This window comes from Cellulosimicrobium sp. JZ28 (assembly GCF_015327065.1).
Classification (GTDB): Bacteria; Actinomycetota; Actinomycetes; order Actinomycetales; family Cellulomonadaceae; genus Cellulosimicrobium; species Cellulosimicrobium funkei.
In genome coordinates, this window is sequence record NZ_CP017660.1 from 2,801,560 (window position 1) to 2,824,738 (window position 23,179).

Consider the following 23,179-nt stretch of genomic DNA (forward strand, 5'->3'; position numbering starts at 1 on the left):
TCGTCGTGGGAGGTGCCCGGCGGTGGCCGAGCCCCTCCCGCGCGCCGGGAGCGGTCAGCGCTTCACGTGGCCGTACCGGTGCGTCGTGCGGCTGACGGCCTGCTCGTGGAGCACGGCGAGCAGCTCGCGGCGCCCGCTCGCGACGACGGGGTGGTCGAGCACCGTGACCTCGCCGACGCGCTCGGCCGCGGCCTCGTGCAGCCCCGGCGCGGAGCCGACGACGCGGACCCGACCCCGGACGGCGCCCGACGCGACGCGGCGCGCGAGCTCCTCGTCGCTCACCGCGGCGTCGCCCGCGCTCGGCACGACGACGGCCGGCACGCCCGCGGTGCGCGCGGCGTGCAGGACCCGCTCGACCTCGACGGGGAGCGCGTCCGCGCCGACGCGCACGGTGAGCACGTCGACCGGGCGGTAGCGGAAGACGTTCGCCTCGACGTGCAGGCCCGAGGGGTCGTGGCCCACCGAGAACTCCCGCTCCCACCAGCGCATGTCGTCGGCCTTCGCCCACGCGAGCCACGCCTCGGGCGCGGTCTCGCGCGCGGGCGGCGCCGCGTCGTGCGTGCTGTCGGTGCCCGACGCCGACGCGCTCGTCGAGGTGCCGGGCGCGTCGCTCCAGCGCCCGAGCTGCGCGACGTAGTTCGGCCCGCCCGCCTTGGCGCCCGGCCCGACGGCCGACTGCTTCCAGCCGCCGAACGACTGCCGCTGCACGATCGCGCCGGTGATGTGCCGGTTGACGTAGGCGTTGCCCACCTGGACGGCGTCGAGCCAGCGCTCGACCTCGGCGTCGTCGAGGCTGTGGATGCCGCCGGTGAGGCCGAACGGGACCGCGTTCTGCAGCGCGATCGCCTCGTCGAGGGTCGCGGCCGTCATGATCCCGAGGACCGGCCCGAAGTACTCGGTGAGGTGGAACGGCGACTCGGGCGCGACGCCCTCCTTGAGACCCGGCGTCCAGAGGCGGCCCTCCAGGTCGGGGCCGCCGTCCAGCAGCCGCGGCCGCACGAGCCAGGACTCCCCCGGCTCGAGCGTCGTCAGGGCGCGCAGCAGCTTGCCCGCCGCGGGCTCGGTGAGCGGGCCCATGGTCGTCGCGACGTCGGTCGCCGGACCGACGGCGAGCGAGCGCACCGCGTCCACGAGCTGGCGCCGCACCCGGCGGCCCGTCTCCGTCCGCGGGTCGCCCGCCGAGCCCACGAGGATCGCGAGCGACGCGGCCGAGCACTTCTGCCCCGCGTGCCCGAACGCCGACCGCACGAGGTCCGCGACCGCGAGGTCGAGGTCCGCCGACGGCGTGACGACGAGCGCGTTCTTGCCCGACGTCTCGGCGAGCACCGGGCGCGACGGCTTCCACCGCGCGAAGAGCTGCGCGGTCTCGATCGAGCCCGTGAGCACGACGCGCGCGACGTCGTCGTGCGTGACGAGGCGGGTGCCGAGCTCGTCGTCGGGCACGCGGACGTACTGCACGACGTCGGTCACCGAGCCCGCGTCCAGCCCCGGGAAGTCACCGGGCGCCGCAGCCACCGCGTCGCGCAGGCCCGCGTGGACCGCCTCGACGGCGACCTCGAGGCAGCGCGGCGTCGGCGGCGCGGGCTTGGCGAGCACGGCCGACCCGGCCGCGAGCGCCGCGAGGACCCCGCCCACGGGGATCGCGACGGGGAAGTTCCACGGCGGCGTGACGAGCGTGACGCCGTCGGGCGCGAACCGGGCGCCGGGCACGTGGTCCAGCTCCTCGGCGGAGCGCGCGTAGTAGCGCGCGAAGTCGACGGCCTCGCTCACCTCGGGGTCGGCCTCGGCGACGGTCTTGCCCGGCTCGTGCAGCATCGCGGCGACGAGGTCGGTGCGTGCCTCCTCCAGGCGCCGGGCGACGGCGCGCAGCGCGGCGGCGCGGGCCGCCGGGGCGACCTGCGACCACGCGGCGGTCGCGCGCACGGCGGTCGCGACGGCGTCGTCCACCTGGGCGGTCGTCGTGAGCTCGGGCGCGCGGACGGGGACGTACCCGGAGCCGGTCCCGGTGACGTGGCGGGCCCAGTCGCGCGAGGCGGCGACGGCCGGGTCGGTGTCGGGGGCGTTCGCGAACCCGGCGCCGGTCCCGGCGCCGACGGCGGGCCGGGGCGTGCGGCGCGGCGCGACGTCGGTCTCCGCGTAGTGCACGCCGCGGCGCACGGACGCGCGGAACGCGGCCTCCTGGCGCTCCATGGGGCTGCCCGCGGGCGACCCGTCGGGCGCGAACATGGCGTGCAGGAAGTTCTGCTCGGCGGCGTTCTCCTCGAGGCGGCGCACGAGGTAGGAGATCGCGACGTCGAAGTCCTCGTCGCGCACGACGGGCGTGTACAGCACGACGCGCCCGCCGCGCCCGGCGTGCGGGCCGCTCTCGACGCGGTCGGCCGCGACCTCGTCGCGCACGGCGCGCGCCTCGCCGGGGGCCATGCCCTGGAGCATCTCGACGTCGAGCGCATGGCTCACGCCGCGGGCCCGGCCGAGGAGCACGGCGAGCGCGACGTGGAAGAGGTTGTGGCTCGCGACGCCGATGCGCACGGCGTCGGTCCGCGGCGCGCGCAGGGCGTGGTCGAGGAGGCGGACGTAGTTGGCGTCGACGTCGGGCTTCGTGGGGTAGGGCGCCTGCGGCCAGCCGTGCAGCTCGGCCTCGACGGCCTCCATCGCGAGGTTCGCGCCCTTGACGAGGCGCACCTTGATCGGCGCTCCCCCGGCGGCGACGCGCTCGGTCGCGAAGCGGGTGAGCCCGTCGAGAGCGCCGAGCGCGTCGGGCAGGTACGCCTGGAGCACGATCCCGGCCTCGAGGTCGTGCAGGTCGTCGTGCGCGAGGATCTCGCGGAAGACCGCGGTCGTGAGCGCGAGGTCCTTGTACTCCTCCATGTCGAGGTTGAGGAAGACGCCGTGGTCGCGCGCCGCCTGGTACAGCGGCAGCAGCCGCTCGACGACGCGGGCGCACGACCCGTCGAGGTCCCACGTGACGAGCTGCGACGCGACGGACGACACCTTGACCGACACGTAGTCGACGTCGGGGCGCCGCACGAGCGCGAGCGTGCGCTCGAGGCGCGCGTCCGCCTCGGCCTCGCCGAGCACGGCCTCGCCGAGGAGGTTGACGTTGAGCGCGTAGCCCTCCGCGCGGGTCCGGGCGAGGTGCGGGCCGAGGCCGCGGCCGGCGTCGGCCACGAGGTGGCCCACGAGCTGGCGCAGGCGCACGCGCGCGGCCGGCACGACGACGCGCGGCAGCACCGGCGCGACGCCCGCCCCGACGCGCAGGAGGGACCGGTCGACCGGCCCGAGGAACGACCCCGCGCTGCCCGCGAGCTCGCCGAGGCGGCCGAGCGCCCGCGCGGCGACGTGCACGTCCTGGGGGCGCGCGACGTCGTCGACGAACCGGACCGCGAGCTCGAGGCCCGCGGGGTCGGAGACGAGCGCGCCGAGCCGCTCGGCGGTCCTGCGGGTGCGCGCGTCGCCCGCCCCCTCGCTCGCGGCGAGCCAGCGGCGGGCCAGCGTGACGGCCTCCTCGACGAGGTCGTCCGGGGAGGTGAGGCTCGTGTCGCCGACGGCTCCGGGGTGGGGAGCGGCCGGGCGGGCGCGTCGTTGCTCATCCCTCCAGGGTGCCTCGGGTCGCGGTGGCTCGTCTTGTACGATCCGGGGCGACATGACACCCGTCCGCGACAACGCCGAGACCTCGCCGCCCGCGGCGGACCAGCTCCTCGCCGCCCTCAGCCCCGCCATGGTCGCGCTCATGGACGAGCTGCCGGACACGATGTTCTGCGCGAAGGACGTCACGGGCCGGTACGTCGCGGTCAACCCGGTGTTCGTCGCGCGGACGAACGAGCGCTCGCGCCGCGCCGTGCTGGGCCGACGCGCGCGCGACCTGTTCGTCGCACAGCTCGCCGAGCGCTACGAGCAGCAGGACGCCGAGGTGCTGCGCGGGCGCGCGCTGCGCGGCGAGCTCGAGCGCATCCGGCGGCTCGGCGGCACGTCGGGCTGGTTCCTCACCTCCAAGCTCCCCGTGCACGACGACGCCGGTCACCTCGTGGGGATCGTCTCCGTCTCGCACGACCTGCGCGCGGGCGCGGCGGACGACGCGACGATGGACTCCCTCGCCGCGCTCGTCGCCGCGGTCGAGGCGGACCTCGGGGCGCGCTGGACGACGGCGCGGCTCGCCGAGGCGGCGGGGTGCACGCCCGCGGTCCTCGACCGGCGCGTGCGGCGCGTGTACGGCGTGACGCCGCGCCAGCTCGTGCTGCGCACCCGGGTCGACCACGCGACACGCCTGCTCGCGGGGAGCGCCGTGTCGATCGGCGACGTCGCGGCGGCGAGCGGGTTCTACGACCAGCCGTCGTTCACGCGCACGTTCGCGCGCCTCGCGGGCGAGACCCCGGCCCAGTACCGGCGCCGCACGCGGCGCTGACCGTTCCCGCCCGCGCGACGGCGGGCGGGCCCGCGGTGCCGAGCGCGCCCGCGGTGGCGAGGGACGGCGTCGGGCACGGAGACTGACGGCATGACCTCCACAGACCCCGCCCCCGTTCCCACGGTCGAGCTGCCCGGCGGCCCGATGCCCCTGCTCGGTCTCGGCACCTGGCAGTCCGAGGGCGACGACGCCTACCGCGCCGTGCGCCACGCGCTCGACGTGGGCTACCGGCACGTCGACACCGCGACGGGCTACGGCAACGAGGCGCAGGTGGGGCGCGCGCTCGCCGACTCCTCCGTCGACCGCGCCGACGTGTTCGTCACGACCAAGCTCCCGCCGGACGCCGCGGGCCGCGAGCGCGAGACTCTCGAGGCGTCGCTGCGCGACCTCGGCACGGACCACGTCGACCTGTGGCTCATCCACTGGCCGCCGGCGGGCGAGGCGTCGCCGTGGGTGTGGGAGCGGTTCGTCGAGCTGCGCGACGAGGGCAAGGTGCGTTCGATCGGGGTGAGCAACTACTCCGTCGAGCAGGTCGACGTGCTGTCCGAGCAGGTCGGCGAGACGCCCGCCGTCGACCAGATCCCGTGGAGCCCGGCCGACTACGACCACCGGGTCGTGCACGAGCTCGCGCAGCGCGGCGTCGTGCTCGAGGGGTACAGCCCGTTCAAGCGCACCGACCTCGACGCGCCGGTCCTGGCGGAGGTCGCGGCGGCGCACGGCGTCACCCCCGCGCAGGTCGTGCTGCGCTGGCACCTCGACCACGGGTTCGTGGTCATCCCGAAGTCCGTGACGCCGGAGCGGATCGAGGCGAACTTCCGGGTGACCGGGTTCTCCCTCACCGCCGACGAGCTCGCGGCGGTCGACGCCCTCGGGCACCGCCGGGGCGCGTGAGGGGCGAGCGACCGCGCCGGGGGTAGCGTGACCCTCGGTGCCGCACACCCCCGCGGCACCGAGGAGAACCTCGAACCGGAGGAACCGTGACGACGACGTCCGTGCCGCCCGCCACCACGAGCGACGGCCCCACCCCGACCGACAGCACCGATCTCCCCCGCGGCACACGCCGCTCCCCCGACGTCGGGACCCCGGCGTCCGCGCTCGACACCGCGCACGCGCAGCTCGCCGGCGCGGTCCGCTTCCTCGGCTACGACGACGGCCTGCACGAGATGCTCGCGACCCCGCGCCGCGAGGTGAACGTGGCCGTGCCGCTGCGGCGCGACGACGGCCGCACCGTCCTGTTCCACGGCTACCGCGTGCAGCACAACGTCTCGCGCGGTCCGGGCAAGGGCGGCCTGCGGTACGCGCCGAGCGTCGACATCGACGAGGTCCGCGCGCTCGCCATGTGGATGACGTGGAAGTGCGCCCTCGTGGACCTGCCGTACGGCGGCGCGAAGGGCGGCGTCGCGATCGACCCGCGCTCCTACTCCGACGCGGAGCTCGAGCGCGTCACGCGCCGCTACACGTCGGAGATCATGCCGGTCATCGGGCCCGAGCGGGACATCATGGCGCCCGACATGGGCACGAGCGAGCGGACCATGGCCTGGGTCATGGACACCTACTCCGTCAACCAGGGCTACACGATCCCGGCGGTCGTGACGGGCAAGCCCATCACCGTGGGCGGGTCGCTCGGTCGCACGACGGCGACGAGCGCCGGGGTCGTGCACGTCACCGCCGCGGCGCTCGAGGAGGCGGGCGTGCCGCTGTCCGACGTGCGCGTCGCCGTCCAGGGCTTCGGCAAGGTCGGGTCGCACGCGGCCGCGATCTTCGCCGCCCGCGGCGCGCGCGTCGTGGCGGTCTCCGACCAGTACGGCGGGGTGCACGCCCCGGACGGGCTCGACGTGCGGGCGCTGGTCGAGCACGTCGCCGCGACGGGGAGCGTCGTGGGCTTCGACCGGGCCGACCCGGTGGACAACGACGCGCTGCTCGCGCTCGACGTCGACGTGCTCGTCCCGGCCGCGGTCGAGGGCGTGCTCGACGGCGACACCGCCCGCACCGTGCGCGCGCGCTGGGTCGTCGAGGGCGCCAACGGCCCGACGACCGCCGAGGGCGACCGCGTGCTCGCGAAGAACGGCGTGACCGTGGTGCCGGACGTGCTCGCGAACGCGGGCGGCGTCGTCGTCTCCTACTTCGAGTGGGTCCAGGCGAACCAGGCGTACTGGTGGACCGCGGACGAGATCGGCGACAAGCTCGAGCACCGCATGCTCCACGCCTACGAGGAGGTCGCGGGTCTCGCGCGCCGCGAGGACCTCAGCCTGCGCGACGCGGCGCTCGTCATCGGCGTACAGCGCGTAGCAGAGGCCCACCAGATCCGAGGCCTCTACCCCTGAGGCACCAGACTCGGCCCCGCCGAGCACGGGGTCCGCGACCGTCCTGGGCTCGATCCGGTCGCGGAGCCCGTGCTCGGCGGGTGATCAGGGGCGTGGCCGGCGGGTTCCCGCCACGAGCGCCGCTACCAGGGCGATCGCGGATGCTGCGACGGCGGCCCAGGCGACGGTGTGGTTGACCAGCTCGCCCTGGAACCGGCCGCCGGCGATCCACGCGAGGCCCCACGACATCGCGAGGCCGATGCCGAGCACGACCGCGCGACGCCCGGCGGCGAACGCCGCCCACGCGACGGACAGCGCGGCGGCCGCCGCTATGAGCACGACCGACCAGCCCGTCGCGCCGAGGCCGAGCTCGCCGACGCCCGCGTCGGTGAGGGCCGCGGCGACGTTCGCGAGCGTCGCGACGCTCACCCAGCCGGTGTACAGGCCCATCGTCCCGTCGAGCACGACGGCCTGCGCCGTCGACTCGGGCCGACGGCGCACGAGCCGCACGACGACCACCGCGTTGACGGCGAGCAGCGCCGCGATGACGACGACGCTCAGCGGCACCCACCCGGCCTGCACGACACCGATCCACGCGGCGTTGAGGACCATGGACACCAGGACCCACCACGCGGTCGCGCGCAGGCGCGGGCTCGTCGCGTGCCGCGGCAGCACCTGGTAGACGGCGAACGCAAAGAGGCCGAGGTAGATCACCGACCAGATGCGGAACGCCGGGTTATCGGGCGCGACGGGCGTCGCGGTCGAGGACAGCGCTCCCCCGGCGGTTTGCTCGACGGACGTGCCGCCGAAGGCGCCCGCGCCGTACGCGGCGGCCCCGGCCGCGACGAGCGACCCGACGAGGACGACGACCTGGCGGACCCGGTCGGAGGGAGCGGGGGCACGGACGCTTCCCGCGGGGACGGCGGCTGCGGTGGTCATGCCTCCAGCCTGACATCACTCAGCATGCTGAGCATGTCGGGGCGCCACCGCTCCCCCGCCGAGAACGACCTTGCTCCCCGCCGAGCACGACTCTGGTGTCGGCATCGCGGGGATACCGACACCAGAGTCGTTCTCGGCCGCGGGCCCAGGGCGGGGGCCGGTTGGGCGAGCCGGGCGGGTGGGAGCGAGGTGGGGCTCAGGCCAGAGGCTGACGGTCCGCCCAGTCGGCGAGGGTCGTGCGCGGGCCCGTGAAGAACGGGACCTCCTCGCGCACGTGGCGGCGCGCCTCGGTCGCGCGCAGCTCGCGCATGAGGTCGACGATGCGGTGCAGCTCGTCGGCCTCGAACGCGAGGATCCACTCGTAGTCGCCGAGCGCGAACGACGCGACCGTGTTGGCCCGCACGTCCGGGTAGTCCTTCGCCGCGAGGCCGTGGTCGCGCAGCATGGTGCGGCGCTCGGCGTCGGGCAGGAGGTACCAGTCGTACGAGCGCACGAACGGGTACACCGAGAGATAGTCGCGCGGCTCCTCGCCCGCGAGGAACGCGGGCACGTGCCCCCGGTTGAACTCCGCCGGGCGGTGCAGCGCCACGTTCGACCACACGGGCTCGAGGTGCGCGCCCAGGCCGCTCGCGCGCAGGTGCTGGTAGGCGCGCTGCACCGACTCGACCGTCGGGCCGTGCCACCACACCATGAGGTCGGCGTCCGAGCGCAGGCCCGCGACGTCGTACCAGCCGCGCACGACGAGGTCGCCGTCCGTCGCGGACGGGTCGTCGCCGCCGCCGACGGCGGCGAGCGCGTCGGCCACGAGGCCCGCGCGCTCGTCGGCGTCGGCGGGCAGGGGCGCCGCCGTCGCGAAGACGGACCACATCGCGTAGCGGATGGTGGTGTTGATCTGCTCGTGGTCCGCGGGTACGCGCGCGGCGTCGTTCATCGGGGTTCCTCTCGGGTCCGTGCGGTGGTGTCCGCCGGGGTTCAGCTGTGGATGTCCGTGCTGCACAGCGCCGGGACGCCGCTCGGCTCGCCGTCGCGGCGCAGGCAGCAGCCGGGCGCGCACACCGAGCGGAACGCGGGCAGGCTGCCGACGGTGGCCTCGGCGACGGCCTCGCCCCGCGCGAGCGCCGCGCGCTCGACGAGCAGGTCCACGAGACCGCGCACGAACGGCTCGCGCGTGCTCACGGTGCCCGCGCGGACCGCGGTCATCCCGAGCCCCGTCGCGGTCTCCATCGCCTCGGTGTCGAGGTCGTACGCGACCTCCATGTGGTCGGAGACGAAGCCGATCGGCGAGAGCACGACGTCGCGGACGCCGTCCTGCGCGAGGGCCTCCAGGTGGTCGTTCACGTCGGGCTCGAGCCACGGCTGGCTCGGCGGCCCGGACCGCGAGCAGTACGCGAGGTCCCACGCGACGTCGTGGCCCAGGCGCGCCGAGACCTCCGCGGCGATGACGCGCGCGAGGTCGAGGTGCTGCTCGGAGTACGTCGCGAACGAGACGCGCGACGCCGCCTCCATCGTGTCCGGGATGGAGTGCGTGACGAACACGAGCCGCGCGGCCGCGCCGTCGCCGCCCTTGTCCGCGAGCGCCGCGTAGCCGTCGAGCACCGCGTCGACGTTCGCCTGCGCGAAGCCCGGGTGGTTGAAGTAGGAACGCACCTTGTCGAACTGCACGCCCGTGGAGCCGTCGGGGCCGAGCTGGCCGCGCCCGTCGAGCACGACCGCGAGGTCCTCGCGGTACTGGCGGCAGCCCGAGTACGACGAGTACGCGGACGTCACGAGCGCGACGGCGTTCTTCGCGCCCAGCGCCTCGAGCTCGTCGATCGCGTCGGTCGTGTACGGCTCCCAGTTGCGGTTGCCCCACACGACGGGCAGCTCGGCGCCGCGGCGCGCGAGCTCGGCCTCGATCGCCGCCTTGAGCGCGAGGTTCTGCTCGTTGATGGGGCTCTTGCCGCCGAAGCCGTAGTAGTGCTCGCCGACCTCCTCGAGGCGCGAGTCCGGGATGCCCTTGCCCGCGGTGACGTTGCGCAGGAACGGCACGACGTCCTCGGGCTTGTTGGGCCCGCCGAACGAGTACAGCAGCAGCGCGTCGTACGGGCGCAGGTCGGGCGCAGGACCGCGGTCGACGGCGCTCGCGGGGGTGGCGGCGGGCTCGACGGGCTCAGCGGCCCGGCCCGTGTCGGCAGTGACGTCCTGGGGGGAGAACGGGGGCATGCTCCCGATCATGGCACCCGCTCCTGAGCCCGCTCGTCCGGAAGCGGGCACCTCGGACGTGACATTGACGGGACAGAGTGTCACCTCGTCCCTCGCGACGACGGTCGCGCCCTAGACTCGGGCCGCTCGTCCCTCGGGCCGCGCCGCGGGCACCGACGCCCGCGCACGAGCCGCCCGAGCCGACCACGTGGAGGTGGAGCCGTGCTGCTCCCGGAGATCACCGAGCGCGTGCCGCTCACGCGCCCCGACGGCCGCCTCGACCGCCGGGCCGTCGGCTGGGCCCGCCGGCCCCTCGTCGGCACCGACGCGATCGGGCGGCGCGGCGCGGGCGGCCCGCGCCGGTTCGGCCGGAACAAGCGCTGGGAGTACTGGGGCGTCACCACCCCGACGCACGTCCTCGCCCTCACCGTCTCCTCGATCGACTACGCCGCGGTGCACGAGGTGTGGGTCCTGGACCGGGAGTCGGGCCGGACGTGGGGTGCCGGCGCGACCGTGGTGCCGGCGCGCGGCGTCGAGCTCCCCGGCACGCTGGGCGACGGCCCGGCGCGCGCCCGGGCGAGGAACCTCGCGATCGACCTCGACGAGGTCGACGGCGGCACGCGCCTGCGGGCACGCACGCGCGACGTCTCGTTCGACGTCGTCGCCACGCTGCCGCCGGGTCACGAGCGGCTCGCGGTGGTGGTCCCGTGGAGCGACACGCGGTTCCAGTACACGGTCAAGGACGTGGCCCGCCCGGCGCACGGGACGCTGTGGGTCGACGGCCGGACGGTCGACGTGCCCGCCGGCTCGTCGTGGGCCGTGCTCGACCACGGGCGCGGGCGCTGGCCCTACGACGTCCGGTGGAACTGGGGCGCGGGCTCGGGCGAGAGCCACGGCCGGGTCGTCGGGATCCAGGTGGGCGGCCGCTGGACGGTCGGCACGGGATCGACCGAGAACGCGGTCCTCGTCGACGGGCGTCTCCACCATCTCCCCGACGAGCTCGTCTGGGACTACGACCTCGCCGACCCGGACCGGCCGTGGCGCGTCAGCGGCGGCGGCCTCGACACGACGTTCGTGCCCTTCCACACGAAGGTCACGCGCACGCACCTCGGGGTCGTCTCGTCGTCGACCGACCAGTGCTTCGGGCACTGGTCGGGCACGTTCACGCCGCCGGCCGCGCCGGGTGCGGGCGGCACCCCGCCCGCGCCGGTGCGATTCGACGGGCTCGTCGGCTGGGCCGAGGAGGTCCACAACCGCTGGTGACCGCCCCGCACCCCGGCCCGGCTTGCCAGTCCCCCGCCCCTGCCTAGCGTGGGGAGCGTCCCGGCGGCACCGACGCCGTCGGGCGTGCCCCGCGACGACGGCGACCCGTCCGCGGCGGCCGTGCCGGCACCGGAGCCGGCGCCGGTGGGAAAGGGGAATCTCATGCAGGCACGACGAGGACGGTTCAGCGCGGGGACGACGGGGGTCGCGGCCGCCGCGGCGCTCGTGATGCTCCTGCCGCTCGGCGGCGGCGGCGAGCGCGGCGACGACCGGGGCGGTGACCGCGGCGGCGGCCAGGGCCACGGGAACGACCGTGCCCGCAACGTCATCTTCATCCAGGGCGACGGGCTCGGGCTCTCGCACCGCGAGCTGGTCCGGCTCGCGACGGTGGGCAAGGACGGGCAGCTCGCGATGGACTCGCTCGAGCACGCCGGGTGGACCACGACGGACTCGGCCGACCCCGAGGAGGCCGTCACGGACTCCGCGGCGGGCGCCACGGCGTTCGCGTCCGGGGTCCGGACGTACAACGGGGCGGTGGGCGTCGACGTCGACGGCAACCCGGTCCCGACGCTCCTCGAGGCGGCCCGGGGCGCGGGCAAGGCCACCGGACTGGTCACGACGGCGCAGGTCACCGACGCGACGCCCGCGGCGTTCGGCGCGCACGTGCCCGACCGGGGCGACCAGAGCGAGATCGCGCGCCAGCTCCTGGAGAGCTCGCGGCCCGACGTCGTCCTCGGCGGCGGCGAGGACTGGTGGTACCCGGCGGGCGACCCCGGCGCGTGGGAGGACAACCCCGCCAAGGACCCGACCGAGCAGAGCAAGGGGACGAAGGGGAACCTGGTCGAGCGCGCCCAGGACCTCGGCTACACGTACGTGAGCGACGCCGAGGGCCTCGCGGACGCGCGCGGGCGCAAGCTGCTCGGCCTGTTCGCGAACGAGGAGATGTTCGAGCAGCGCAACGAGGGCGAGGGCGACCTCTACGAGCCGGAGGTGCCGCTCGTCGACATGACGGCCAAGGCGCTCGACGTGCTGTCGCGCGACCGCGACGGGTTCTTCCTGCTCGTCGAGGAGGAGGGCGTGGACGAGTTCGCGCACCGCTCCAACGCGACGCGCACGATCCAGGCCGGGCAGGCGCTCGACGAGACCGTCGCGCTGGCGCTCGACTTCCAGAAGCGGAACCGGGACACGCTCGTGCTCGTCGTGGGCGACCACGCGACGGGCGGGCTCGCGATCGAGAACGTCGACCCCGCGGACGAGGGCGGCGAGGGCGCGACGGCCGAGGACGGCCCGTTCGACCTCGCGGGCTCCGACCTGCAGTTCACGGTCGACTGGACGACGGGCGGCCACACGGGCGAGGCGACGCCGATCACCGCGCAGGGCCCGGGCGCCGCACGGCTCGCGGGCGCGCAGCGCAACACCGACGTCCACGACGCCATCCTGCGCGCGATGCAGCCCCGCGGTCGCGGCTGAGCCACGGGGAGCCGCCCGGCCCCGCGCCGCCGACCACGGGCCTGGCGCCGCCGAGCACGGGGTCGGCGACCGGATCGAGACGATTCCGGTCGCCGACCCCGTGTTCGACGGAGAGGTGGGGGCGGAGAAGGGGGGTGCGGAGAGGGGGTGGGGACCGGGGGGCCGAGCGCTGGGGTCAGCCCTTGACCGCTCCTCCGAGGCCGGCGCCCTGGAGGAACATGCGCTGGAAGACGAGGAACAGGCCGACGGGGATGAGGGTCGAGATCGCGAGCGCGGCGAGGAAGACGCCAAGGTCGGTCGACGCCTCGATGGACGGCAGGCGCACGGACAGCGGCTGGATCGCCGGGTCCTTGAGGACGAGCAGCGGCCAGAGGAAGTCCTTCCAGGCCGCGATGACCGCGAACACCGAGACGACGCCGACGATCGGGCGCGACATCGGCAGCACGACCGACCAGAACAGCCGGTACGGCCCGGCGCCGTCCATGCGCGCGGCCTCGAACACCTCGCGCGGGAGGCTGTCGAAGAACCGCTGGACGAGCAGCACGTTGAACGCGCTCGCGCCTGCGGGCAGCCACACGGCCCAGAAGCTGTTGATGAGCGAGCGCCCCAGCAGCGGCGGGTCGAGGATCGTCAGGTACAGCGGGACGAGCAGGACGATCGCGGGCACGAACATCGTCGACAGCACGAGCGCCTGCACGACCTTCCCGTACCGCGGGCGCAGCACGGACAGCGCGTAGCCGCCCGTCGTCGCGACGAGGATCTGCGACGCCCACGACCCGACCGCGAGCCAGATCGTGTTGAGGAAGTACCGGCTGACCTGGACGTCGTTCCACGCCTTGTCGAGGTTGTCCCACGCGATGCCGTTCGGGAAGACGGCCATCGGCGTGCGCAGGATGTCCTGCGTCGGCGTGACGGCGTACTTCGCGAGCAGCAGCATCGGTCCGAGGCCCGCGACGACGAGGACCACGAGCAGCAGGACGTGGGTCGTGCCCATCCCCCACCGCACGGACGGGCGGCGCCAGTCCGCCTCGGAGAGCGCGCCGCGGTCCTCGACGCCGTCGAGCGCCTTGCGGCGGCGCGCGCGCAGCCGTCGGCGGTCCGCCTCACGACGGGTGCGGCTCGCCTCGGCGGCGCGGCGGGCGGCGTCCGTCCCGTCCGTCGGGCCCGCGGGCGTGCCGTCGGCCGCCGCCGCGGAGTCCTGCGAGACGACGCCGATCTCGCTCGGGTTGTCGGTGGGCGAGAGGGTCATGACGTGCTCCAGGACCGGGTGAGCCGGAAGTAGAGGACCGAGAAGACGGCGAGGACGGCGGCGAGCATGATCGACAGCGCGGTCGCGGCCCCGTAGTCGCCGCCCAGGCTGTTCTGGAAGGCGTAGCGGTAGATGAGCAGCAGGATCGTCAGGGTCGCGTTGTTCGGCCCGCCGCCGGTGAAGAGGTAGGGCTCGAGGAAGACCTGCGCCGTGCCGATCACCTGGAGGATCAGGGTGATGAACAGGACGCCGCGCAGCGCGGGCAGCGTGACGTGCCAGATCTTGCGCCACAGCCCGGCGCCGTCGACCTCGGACGCGTCGTAGAGCTCGGGCGGCACGCTCGTGAGCGCCGCGAGGTAGATGATGATCGTCCCGCCCGCGCCGGCCCACGTGGCGGCGAGCACGAGCGAGGGCATCGCCGTCGAGGCGTCCTGGAGCCACGGGTACGGGCCGAGCCCGACCCAGCCGAGGATCGTGTTGAACACGCCTGTCGGGCTGCCGTTGTAGAAGAACTTCCACAGCAGCACCGCGACGACCGGCGGCACGACGACCGGCAGGTACGCGAGCGCGGAGTACAGCCCGCGCGCCCGGCGGACCTCGCGCATGAGCACGGCGGCGACGAGCGGGATCGGGTACCCGAACAGCAGCGCGAGGAACGCGAAGTAGAGCGTGTTCTTCACGGCCTTGCCCAGGAGCGGGTCGCTGAGCACCTGGCGGAAGTTGTCGAGCCCGACGAACGTCGGGTCGCTCACGAGGTTCGTCTCCTGGAAGCTCATGATCACCGCGCGCACGATCGGGAACCACGAGAAGACGCCGAAGATGAGGATCAGCGGGAGCAGGAACACGAGGTTGCTCAGGCCGCCGCCGCGGAACCACGTCACGGGGCTGCGGCGTCGGCCGCCGCGGTCGGCCCGCGCGTGCGAGGCGGGTCCCCGTCGCGGCGGGGCGGTGGTGGCGGTCACGGGCGGACGTCCTTCGGTGCGGTGGGAGGTGCCCGACGACGCGAGGTGCGTCGCGCCGTCGGGCACCGGCGGGGTACGGGTCGGCCGGCAGGGGGCGCCGCCGGCCGACCCGGGTCTGCGGGCCCGGGCGCGCGGATGGTGTGCCCGCGCGCCCCGACGGGCGTCAGCCCTGGTCGAGCAGGGCCTGCGCCTCGGTGTTCGCCTGCTCCAGCAGCGCGTCCACGTCGGCGTTCTCGTCGGTGAGGACGGCCTGGACGACGGGGTCGAGCAGGGCGTAGATCTCCTGCGTCTTCTGCGACGGCTCACCCACGAGCGGCAGGTCGAACATCGTGTCCGTGTAGCTCGTCATCTGGTCGAGCGGGACGTTGATGTAGTCCTTGATCCACTCCTGGTTCTGCTGGTACTGCTCCGGGGAGAACATCGGCAGGACCGGGGTGCCGACGGGCTGGTCGTTCGCGACGAGCGTCTCGGCGTCGGCGACGGCGCGCTTCTCGTCGACGAGCTTGCCGAGGTAGAAGAAGTCGATCCACTTGATCGCGGCTTCCTTCTTCGCCTCGTCCACGTCCGCCGGCATCGCGGCGAGCGTGCCGCCGGTGAGGACGCCCGCGTCGTCGCCCTCGAGCGGCAGGGCCGCGAGGCCGTAGGTGGCGGGGTCGATCGCGTTCGTCTGGACGAGCGACGTGAAGACGTCCGAGCCCGACGTGTACATGGCGACCTGGCCCGCGGCGAACGCCTGGTTCATGGTCCCCCAGTCGAGGAGGAAGTTGCTCCCGAGGGAGTTGTCCTCCCAGCGCATGGCCTGGAGCCACTCGAGCGCTTCCTTGGTGCCGTCGTTCGTGAGCGTCGACGTGGCGGTGCCGTCGTCGGCGACCTCCTGCGTCCGACCGCCGCGCGCGAACGTGTTGACCGTGAGCTGCCAGCCGCCCGTGTTGTTCTGCGACATCTGCATGTAGCCCGCGACGCCCGGGTTGGCGTCCGCGATCTTCTTCGCGTCCTCGCGGACCTCGTCCCACGTGGTCGGCGGCTGGTCGGGGTCGAGGCCGGCGGACTCGAACAGCTCCCGGTTGTAGTGCAGGCCCACGCCGTACACGTTCTTCGCGGGGATCGCGTAGACGTGGCCGTCGGAGCCCGTCCCGGCCTCGAGGATCGCCGGGTTGAACTTGTCGGCGTACGGCAGGGTCCGGAACTGCTCGTCGAGGTCGGCGAGCTGACCGTTCTCGACGAGCGTCTTGGCGTCGGTGAAGGGGATCTCGAAGACGTCGGGCAGCGTGCCGCCGGCGAGCTGCGGGGCGAACGTCGTCGCCTTCCACTCGTACTCCTCCGGCTGCACGTCGATGTCCGGGTTCGCGGCCTCGAACTCCTCGACCTGCGCGTTGAAGGCGTCGATCGCCTCCTGCTCGGAGCCCGGCAGGAGGGACACCACCTTGAGGGTGACCTTCCCGTCGCCGCCCGAGCCGCTGCTCTCGTCGTCGCTGCCCGAGCCGCCGCTCGAGCACGCGGCGAGCGTGCTGAACGCGAGCGCCCCCGCGAGGGTGAGGGCGGTCGCCTGACGTGTGGACTTCATCGTCGCTCCTGGGTTCCGGTGGTGCTGGGTGGGTTACGGGGTGCTGGGTAGCGGGTGCGGGTCGGGGGGCCGGGGCCCCGCGGCCCGGGTTCTCGTGGCGGTCGCCGCGGTCAGGCCCGGAGCCAGACGGCGGTGTCGGTGGGCAGGCGCGCCGCGCCCGGCGCGTCGCTCGCGCGGGGCGGGCTCCCGGGCGCGTCGCTGCGCAGGAGGACCTCGGCGTCCGCGGGGAGCGGGACGTCGTCGGGTCCGAGGTTGACGACGCACGCGACCGCGCGTCCGTCGCCGTCGCGGGGGGCCTCGCGGACGAAGGCGAGGACGTCGTCGCCGAGCACGACCCCGCCGAGCGAGTCGAGCCAGCGGAACCCGCCGGCCCGGAGCGCGGGCTCGGCCCGGCGGGTCGCGAGGACGCGCCGGTAGAGCGTGAGCACCGAGGTCTCGTCGCCGGTCTGCGCCTCGACGGAGAGCTCGCCCCAGCCGTGCGGCTGGGGCAGCCAGGGCTGCGCCCCGCCGTCGGGCCCGAAGCCGTGGCTCGTGCCGCCGCGCGTCCACGGGAGCGGGACGCGGCAGCCGTCGCGGCCCGGGTCGACGCCGCCGGACCGCGCGTGCATCGGGTCCTGGATCGCGTCGAGCGGGAGGTCCTCCACCTCCGGCAGGCCGAGCTCGTCGCCCTGGTAGAGGTACAGCGAGCCGGGCAGCGCGGCGGAGAGCAGCGCGGCCGCGCGGGCCCGACGTCGCCCGGTCGCCAGGTCCGTCGGCGTGCCGAACCGCTTGGTGGCGAACGCGAACGAGCTGTCCTCGCGCCCGTAGCGCGTCACGGGGCGGGTCACGTCGTGGTTCGACAGGACCCAGGTCGCGGGGGCGGCGACCGGCGCGTGCGCGTCGAGCGTGGTCTGGACGGACTCCCGCAGCGCCTTCGCGTCCCACGGGCGGGCCATGAAGTCGAAGTTGAACGCCGTGTGCATCTCGTCCGGGCGCAGGTACCGGGCGAACCGCTCCCGGTCCGCGAGCCAGACCTCGCCCACGAGCACGCGCGGCTCGTCGTACGCGTCGGCGACGGCGCGCCAGCCGCGGTAGATGTCGTGGAGCTCGTCGCGGTCGACGTGCGGGTGCTCGCCCGGGCCGGGGTGGTCCGGGACCTCGGGCAGCGCCGGGTCCTTGACGAGCTGCGCCGCCGAGTCGATGCGGATGCCCGCGGCGCCGCGGTCGAACCAGAACCGCAGGATGTCCTCGTGCTCGCGGCGCACGTCGGGGTGGTCCCAGTTGAGGTCGGGCTGCTCGGGCGCGAACACGTGGAGGTACCACTCGCCGGGCGTGCCGTCGGGGTTCGTCGTGCGCGTCCACGTGCCGCCCTGGAACTCCGAGACCCAGTGCGTCGGGACCTGCGAGCCGTCCTCGCCCCGGCCCGGGTGGAACCAGAAGCGCTCGCGCTCGGGCGACCCGGGGCCGGCCGCGAGGGCCGCGCGGAACCACTCGTGCTCGGACGAGACGTGGTTCGGGACGACGTCGACGATCGTGCGGATGCCGAGCGCGCGGGCCTCCGCGATGAGCTGCTCGGCCTCGGCGAGCGTGCCGAACTGCGGGTCGATCGCGCGGTAGTCGGCGACGTCGTAGCCGCCGTCCGCGAGCGGGGACACGTACCAGGGGGTGAACCAGATCGCGTCGACACCGAGGTCGCGCAGGTAGCCGAGGCGCTGGCGCACGCCCGCGAGGTCGCCCGTCCCGTCGCCGTTGCCGTCCGCGAAGCTGCGCACGTACACCTGGTAGATCACGGCGCTGCGCCACCAGTCGGGCGACGAGGCCGCCGGCCGTGCCGCCGCCGTGGGGGCCGCGTCGGGGGTGGGCGCGCCGTCGGCGGCTCGGGGGTGGTCGTTGCTCACCGCGTCCTCTTCCGTGAGTGCGTGGCCGGGTGGTCGGGGTGATCGCCCCGTCGGTCGGCGCACGGCGTTCGATGCCGTCCGGGATGGTCCCGGGATGGTCCCGGGACGGCCGTCGTGCACCGGGTGCCGACCGCGCCGTCGGGCATGACAGTAACTAGTCGACATCATCCGCGCAAGAACCCGACAGCAGCGTTATCGAAACGCTATCTCGGCGTGTCCAGACCGCGACGCCTTCGGCCGGAGGTGGGAGCGGCTCCCGCCGCAGGGCAGACGACGAGGGCCCCGGCCCGGCGCGCACGAGGCGGCCGGGCCGGGGCCCAGGAGGAAGAGGGTGCGGTCAGGCGACCGTCGCGTCACGACCCGTCGGGCGCGCGGCGGCCGTCGAGCCGCGCACGACGAGCTCCGGCTCGAAGAGCAGCTCGTCGCGGGAGACGTCGGCGCCCGCGATCATGCCGGCGAGCAGGTCGACGGCCGCGCGACCCATCGGCTCGATGGGCTGGCGCACGGTCGTCAGCGCGGGGTCCGTCGAGTTCATGAGGTTCGAGTCGTCGTAGCCGACGACGGAGACGTCGGCGGGCACGTCGCGCCCCGCGCGGCGGACGGCGCGGACCGCGCCGAGCGCGAGGGGGTCGCTCGCGCACACGATCGCCGTCGCGCCGGCCTCGAGGAGCCGGTTCGCGGCGGCCTGACCGCTCTCGAGCGAGTACTGGCTGTGCACGACGAGCGCCGGGTCCAGCGCGTGGCCGTGCCGCTCGGCGAAGGCCTGCGCGGCGGCGAGCTTGCGCTCGGACGGCACATGGTCGGCCGGGCCGAGGAGCAGGCCGACCCGCTCGTGGCCGAGGGACAGCACGTGGCCGAGCGCCTGGTTCATCGCGACGAGGTCGTCGCACGAGACGCGCGGGAAGTCGAGGTCCTCGACGGACGCGTTCATCAGCACGACGGGTAGGCCGAGCTTCTCGAGCCGGCGGAAGTGCGCGTGGTCGGCCTGGCGCTCGGCGTAGAAGCCGCCCGCGAAGATCACCCCCGACACGTGCTGGCCCAGGAGCAGGTCGATGTACTCGGCCTCCGTCACGCCGCCCGCCGTGCGCGTGCACAGCACCGGGGTGAACCCCTGCTGCGCGAGCGCGCCCCCGATCACCTCGGCGAACGCCGGGAAGATGGGGTTGACGAGCTCGGGGAGCACGAGCCCCACGAGCCGGCCGCGCTCCCCGCGCAGCTTGGTGGGCCGCTCGTAGCCGAGCACGTCGAGCGCCGTGAGCACCGCGTCACGCGTGGCCTGCGAGACGCCGGGCTTCCCGTTGAGCACGCGGCTCACGGTGGCCTCGCTGACACCGACCTTGGTGGCGACCTCCGCCAGACGTCTCGACATGCCGTCGACTATACGTCCGGCTGCAAGCCGCTTGCGTGATCCTTCCCACGGTGAACGCACGTTTGCGGCAGCGCTGTCCGCCCGTCCACAGCCGGGTAGGAGCGCACCGCGCAGGCCCGCTAGGCTCGTTCGGTGTCCTTCCAAAAGGTGCCCACCTCGTCCACGGCGGACCCCGCCGGGATCCTCCCCGCCCCGGTGACGCTCGAGCCCGGCGCCGGGACGACCGCCGTCGCGGACGGGACGTCCGTCGTCGCGGACCCCGCCCTGCGCCGCGCGGCGCGCTGGTGGCGGCGCGTCACCGAGGACGCGTTCGGCCTCGACCTCGTGCCCGCCTCGGCGGGCGCCGCGCCCGCCGACGGCACCCCGTCCGTGGTCTTCGCGGTCGACGACGACCTCCCGCCGTCGGGCTACCGCCTCGTCGTCGGCGACGACGGCGTCCGGGTCGGTGCGTCCGACCTCGACGGCGCGCACGCCGCGGCCCAGACCCTGCGCCAGCTCGCCGGCCCCGCCGCATTCCGTCGTGCCCCCGGCGTGACGGGCGCGGGCGGTCGCGCGACGCTCGCGCTCCCCCACGTCGCGGTCACCGACCACCCGCGGTTCGCGTGGCGCGGCGTGCTGCTCGACGTCGCGCGCCACTTCCTGCCGAAGGCCGACGTCCTGCGGTTCGTGGACCTCGCCGCGGCGCACCGGCTCAACGTGCTCCAGCTCCACCTCACGGACGACCAGGGGTGGCGCGTCGAGATCGCGCGCTACCCCCGGCTCACCGAGGTGGGTGCGTGGCGGCGCGAGTCCGGGCTCGGCACCTGGCGCGCCGGCGTCGCCGACGGCCGTCCGCACGGCGGCTTCTACACGCAGGACGACCTGCGCGAGATCGTCGCGTACGCGCGCGAGCGCGGCGTCACCGTGGTCCCGGAGATCGACGCGCCGGGGCACGTGGAGGCCGCCGTCGCCGCGTACCCGGAGCTCGGCACGCGCAAGCGACCGCACGAGGTCCGCACCACGTGGGGCGTGAGCACCGAGGTGCTCGACCCGTCGGAGGAGTCGCTGACCTTCTTCCGGCACGTGCTCGACGAGGTGCTGGAGATCTTCGACGCGCCGTTCGTCGCGATCGGCGGCGACGAGGTGCCCACGACGCTGTGGCGCGAGAACCCCGCGATCGTCGCGCGCGCGCAGGCGCTCGGGCTCGACGACGTCGGCGGACTGCACGGCTGGTTCCTCGCGCGGCTCGCCGAGCACGTCGCGTCCCTCGGGCGGCGGGCGGTCGTGTGGGACGAGGCGTTCGGCCCCGCGCTCCCGCGCGACGTCGTCGTGACGTCGTGGCGCGGCTGGGCCGTGGGCGCGGACGCGCTCGCGGCGGGCCACGACGTCGTCATGGCGCCCGAGCAGGTCGTGTACCTCGACCACCGCGGCGGCGACACCCCGGACGAGCCCGTGCCGGTCGGGTTCCTCACCACGCTCGACGACGTGTACGCGTTCGAGCCCCTGCCGGCCGAGCTCGCGGGTGCCGCGGACGGCACGGCGGCCGGTCCGGCTCCCGCGCCGGGCGCGCTGCTCGGCGGGCAGGCGGAGCTCTGGTCCGAGCACCTCGACTCCGCGCGCCGCGTCGACTACGCCGCGTTCCCGCGCCTCGCGGCGTTCGCCGAGGTCATGTGGTCCCCCGAGGCCGACCGCTCCCCCGGGTCCCCCGCGGCGCGCGCGTTCCACGAGCGCCTCGTCGCGCACCACCTGCCGCGCCTCGACGCGGCCGGCGTGGAGTACCGGCCGCTCGACGGGCCGCACCCGTGGCAGACCCGGCCCGGGGTCGCGGGCTGGCCGCGCGATCGTGCCGAGGAGCTCGCCGCGGGCGGCCTGCGCGGCGTCGGCGGCTGGGTCGAAGGTCGCGACGAGGACGCGGGCGGCCCGGCATGAGCGCCCTCGTGGTGCGCGGGGCGCGCCTCGTCGAGCCCGACGGCGGCCCCTCCGCCCCCGTCGACGTCACCGTGCGCGCGGGCCGGGTCGAGGGCGTCGCGCCCGCGGCCGGGACCGCTCCGGCGGGCGCCGACGTGCTGGACGCGGACGGCCGGCTCCTGCTGCCCGGGTTCGTCGACGCGCACGTGCACGGGGAGGCCGCCGTGCTCGACGCCGACGTGCAGCTCGCGATGCTGCGCCAGGGCGTGACGAGCGTCGTCGTCGGGCAGGACGGGGTGTCCTACGCGCCCTCGCCGCGCCCGGACGCCGACGGCGGGCCCGCGGTGTCGGGCCTGCACGACGCCGCCGCCTGGGCGAGCGGGTACTTCACGGCGATCAACGGCGAGCACCCGACGTTCCGCGGCGGGTCCGTCGCCGACCTCCTCGCCACGTACGACGGCACGACCCGCGTCAACGTGGGCTACCTCGCCCCGCACGGCACGATCCGCTACGCGGTGCTCGGCGCCGCCGCGCGCCCCGCGACGCCCGCCGAGACGGACCGGATGCTCGCGCTGCTCGCCTCCGCGCTCGACGACGGCGCGCTCGGCCTGTCGACCGGCCTGGAGTACGTCCCCGCGACGTACGCCGACGAGGCCGAGCTCGTCGCGCTCGCGCGCGTGCTCGCGGCCCGCGGCGTGCCGCACGTGTCCCACATGCGCGGCTACGAGGACCGCGCCGGCCCGGCGTTCGCGGAGCTCGTGCGCGTGGCGCGCGCGTCCGGGGTCGCGACGCACGTCTCGCACTACCACGGCCCGGCCGCGGAGCTGCTGGGGTACGTCGACGACGCGCACGCCGCGGGCCTGGACGTCACGTTCGACTCGTACCCGTACCTGCGCGGCTGCTCGATCCTGTCCATGGTGTCGCTGCCGACGTGGCTCCCCATCGCGGACGTCGACGCGACGGTCGCGGCGCTCGCCGACCCCGCGGTGCTCGAGCGCCTGCACCGCGAGCACTTCCCGCACCTGGCCGACCTGTGGCCGCGCGTGACGATGGCGGCGGTGCCGACCGGTCCCGCCGCCGGGGCCGCGGCGGGCCCGGTCGAGGACCTGTCGTGGACCGAGGGCATGACGTTGCCCGACGTCGCCGCGCGCCTGGGGCTGTCCCCCGCCGAGACCGCGGTGCGGCTGCTCGTCGCGACGCGCCTGCGCGCGTCGTGCGTGTTCGCCCAGCCGCCCACGAACTCCCCCGAGTCCGTCCGCGCCCTGCTGCGCCACCGGGCGCACGTGGGCGGGTCCGACGCGATCTACGCGCCGGTCGGGGGTGGCGGCCGCCCCCACCCGCGCGGCTGGGGCGCGTTCGCGCGCTTCCTCGCCGAGCACGTGCGTACGCTCGGGGACTGGACGTGGCACGACGCCGTCACGCACCTGTCCGCGCGGCCTGCCGCGCGCTTCGGGCTCGCCGGGCGCGGCGCGGTCGTCCCGGGGGCGGTCGCGGACCTCGCGCTCGTCGACCCCGACCGCGTACGCGACGAGGCGACGTACGAGGACCCGCGCCGCCCGGCGTCGGGCGTGGACGACGTGCTGGTCGCGGGCGTGCGCGTCCTGCGCGACGGCGCGCTCACCGACGCGCTCCCGGGCCGCCCGCTGCGTCCGGGCGCACCGGCGGCGTGACCCGCGCCCTGCCCCCGTCCACGAGAGCCCCGTCCCCGAGGAG

The 23,179-nt window shown here is 75.2% G+C and carries 16 protein-coding genes; 7 read left to right on the forward strand and 9 right to left on the reverse strand.

Annotated features, from left to right (window positions below):
* Positions 1 to 54 precede the first annotated feature (54 nt).
* Positions 55 to 3,645 (reverse strand): bifunctional proline dehydrogenase/L-glutamate gamma-semialdehyde dehydrogenase, encoded by a 3,591-nt coding sequence (locus tag BJP59_RS12620; RefSeq protein ID WP_194521092.1) that lies wholly within the window; start codon positions 3,643 to 3,645, stop codon positions 55 to 57.
* Between BJP59_RS12620 and BJP59_RS12625 the strand changes: the two genes are divergently transcribed.
* The 3 genes from BJP59_RS12625 (at position 3,644) to BJP59_RS12635 (ending at position 6,726) form a co-directional block, all read left to right on the forward strand.
* Positions 3,644 to 4,402 carry a helix-turn-helix transcriptional regulator gene (locus tag BJP59_RS12625; protein ID WP_163188322.1) on the forward strand — a complete coding sequence of 253 codons (759 nt, stop codon included), beginning with the start codon at positions 3,644 to 3,646 and terminating at the stop codon, positions 4,400 to 4,402. The genes BJP59_RS12620 and BJP59_RS12625 overlap by 2 nt on opposite strands.
* 90 nt (positions 4,403 to 4,492) lie before the next feature.
* Positions 4,493 to 5,293 (forward strand): aldo/keto reductase, encoded by an 801-nt coding sequence (locus tag BJP59_RS12630; protein ID WP_144722735.1) that lies wholly within the window; start codon positions 4,493 to 4,495, stop codon positions 5,291 to 5,293.
* Positions 5,294 to 5,379: 86 nt separating this feature from the next.
* Positions 5,380 to 6,726 carry a Glu/Leu/Phe/Val family dehydrogenase gene (locus BJP59_RS12635; protein ID WP_228485040.1) on the forward strand — a complete coding sequence of 449 codons (1,347 nt, stop codon included), beginning with the start codon at positions 5,380 to 5,382 and terminating at the stop codon, positions 6,724 to 6,726.
* A gap of 84 nt (positions 6,727 to 6,810) precedes the next feature.
* Here the strand turns inward: BJP59_RS12635 and BJP59_RS12640 are convergent, their stop codons facing one another.
* The 3 genes from BJP59_RS12640 to BJP59_RS12650 form a co-directional block, all read right to left on the reverse strand.
* Positions 6,811 to 7,644, reverse strand: coding sequence for a tryptophan-rich sensory protein (locus BJP59_RS12640; protein WP_194521093.1), 834 nt, complete (start codon positions 7,642 to 7,644; stop codon positions 6,811 to 6,813).
* Between the two features lie 196 nt (positions 7,645 to 7,840).
* Complete coding sequence (gene hemQ / locus BJP59_RS12645) at positions 7,841 to 8,575, reverse strand: hydrogen peroxide-dependent heme synthase (RefSeq protein WP_061267467.1); 735 nt, start codon at positions 8,573 to 8,575, stop codon at positions 7,841 to 7,843.
* A gap of 41 nt (positions 8,576 to 8,616) precedes the next feature.
* Positions 8,617 to 9,846 carry a ferrochelatase gene (locus BJP59_RS12650; RefSeq protein WP_194521094.1) on the reverse strand — a complete coding sequence of 410 codons (1,230 nt, stop codon included), beginning with the start codon at positions 9,844 to 9,846 and terminating at the stop codon, positions 8,617 to 8,619.
* Between the two features lie 201 nt (positions 9,847 to 10,047).
* Here BJP59_RS12650 and BJP59_RS12655 point away from each other — a divergent pair, with 201 nt between their 5' ends.
* Both BJP59_RS12655 and BJP59_RS12660 read left to right on the forward strand, forming a co-directional pair.
* Positions 10,048 to 11,088, forward strand: coding sequence for a DUF2804 domain-containing protein (locus BJP59_RS12655; RefSeq protein ID WP_194521095.1), 1,041 nt, complete (start codon positions 10,048 to 10,050; stop codon positions 11,086 to 11,088).
* Between the two features lie 162 nt (positions 11,089 to 11,250).
* The gene (locus BJP59_RS12660) at positions 11,251 to 12,558 is read left to right on the forward strand and encodes an alkaline phosphatase (RefSeq protein ID WP_228485041.1); all 1,308 of its coding nucleotides are present in this window, start codon (positions 11,251 to 11,253) and stop codon (positions 12,556 to 12,558) included.
* A 175-nt stretch (positions 12,559 to 12,733) separates the two neighbouring features.
* On the opposite strand, the gene BJP59_RS12665 is transcribed toward BJP59_RS12660, so the two are convergent.
* The 5 genes from BJP59_RS12665 to BJP59_RS12685 form a co-directional block, all read right to left on the reverse strand.
* Complete coding sequence (locus tag BJP59_RS12665) at positions 12,734 to 13,807, reverse strand: carbohydrate ABC transporter permease (protein ID WP_086150852.1); 1,074 nt, start codon at positions 13,805 to 13,807, stop codon at positions 12,734 to 12,736.
* Positions 13,804 to 14,769 (reverse strand): carbohydrate ABC transporter permease, encoded by a 966-nt coding sequence (locus BJP59_RS12670; protein WP_082774394.1) that lies wholly within the window; start codon positions 14,767 to 14,769, stop codon positions 13,804 to 13,806. The genes BJP59_RS12665 and BJP59_RS12670 overlap by 4 nt, the downstream gene beginning before the upstream one ends.
* Positions 14,770 to 14,932: 163 nt before the next feature.
* Positions 14,933 to 16,333: an ABC transporter substrate-binding protein gene (locus tag BJP59_RS12675; RefSeq protein ID WP_021483402.1), complete on the reverse strand. Its 1,401-nt coding sequence runs from the start codon at positions 16,331 to 16,333 to the stop codon at positions 14,933 to 14,935.
* Positions 16,334 to 16,443: 110 nt separating this feature from the next.
* Entirely contained in the window at positions 16,444 to 18,210 is a 1,767-nt protein-coding gene (locus BJP59_RS12680; RefSeq protein WP_194521096.1) for a glycoside hydrolase family 13 protein, read from the reverse strand.
* Between the two features lie 337 nt (positions 18,211 to 18,547).
* Entirely contained in the window at positions 18,548 to 19,579 is a 1,032-nt protein-coding gene (locus BJP59_RS12685) for a LacI family DNA-binding transcriptional regulator (RefSeq protein ID WP_194521097.1), read from the reverse strand.
* A gap of 132 nt (positions 19,580 to 19,711) precedes the next feature.
* On the opposite strand from BJP59_RS12685, the gene BJP59_RS12690 reads away from it, so the two are divergent.
* Positions 19,712 to 21,487, forward strand: coding sequence for a beta-N-acetylhexosaminidase (locus tag BJP59_RS12690; RefSeq protein WP_228485042.1), 1,776 nt, complete (start codon positions 19,712 to 19,714; stop codon positions 21,485 to 21,487).
* The gene (locus BJP59_RS12695) at positions 21,484 to 23,136 is read left to right on the forward strand and encodes an N-acyl-D-amino-acid deacylase family protein (protein ID WP_194521098.1); all 1,653 of its coding nucleotides are present in this window, start codon (positions 21,484 to 21,486) and stop codon (positions 23,134 to 23,136) included. The genes BJP59_RS12690 and BJP59_RS12695 overlap by 4 nt, the downstream gene beginning before the upstream one ends.
* The last annotated feature ends 43 nt before the right edge of the window (positions 23,137 to 23,179 follow it).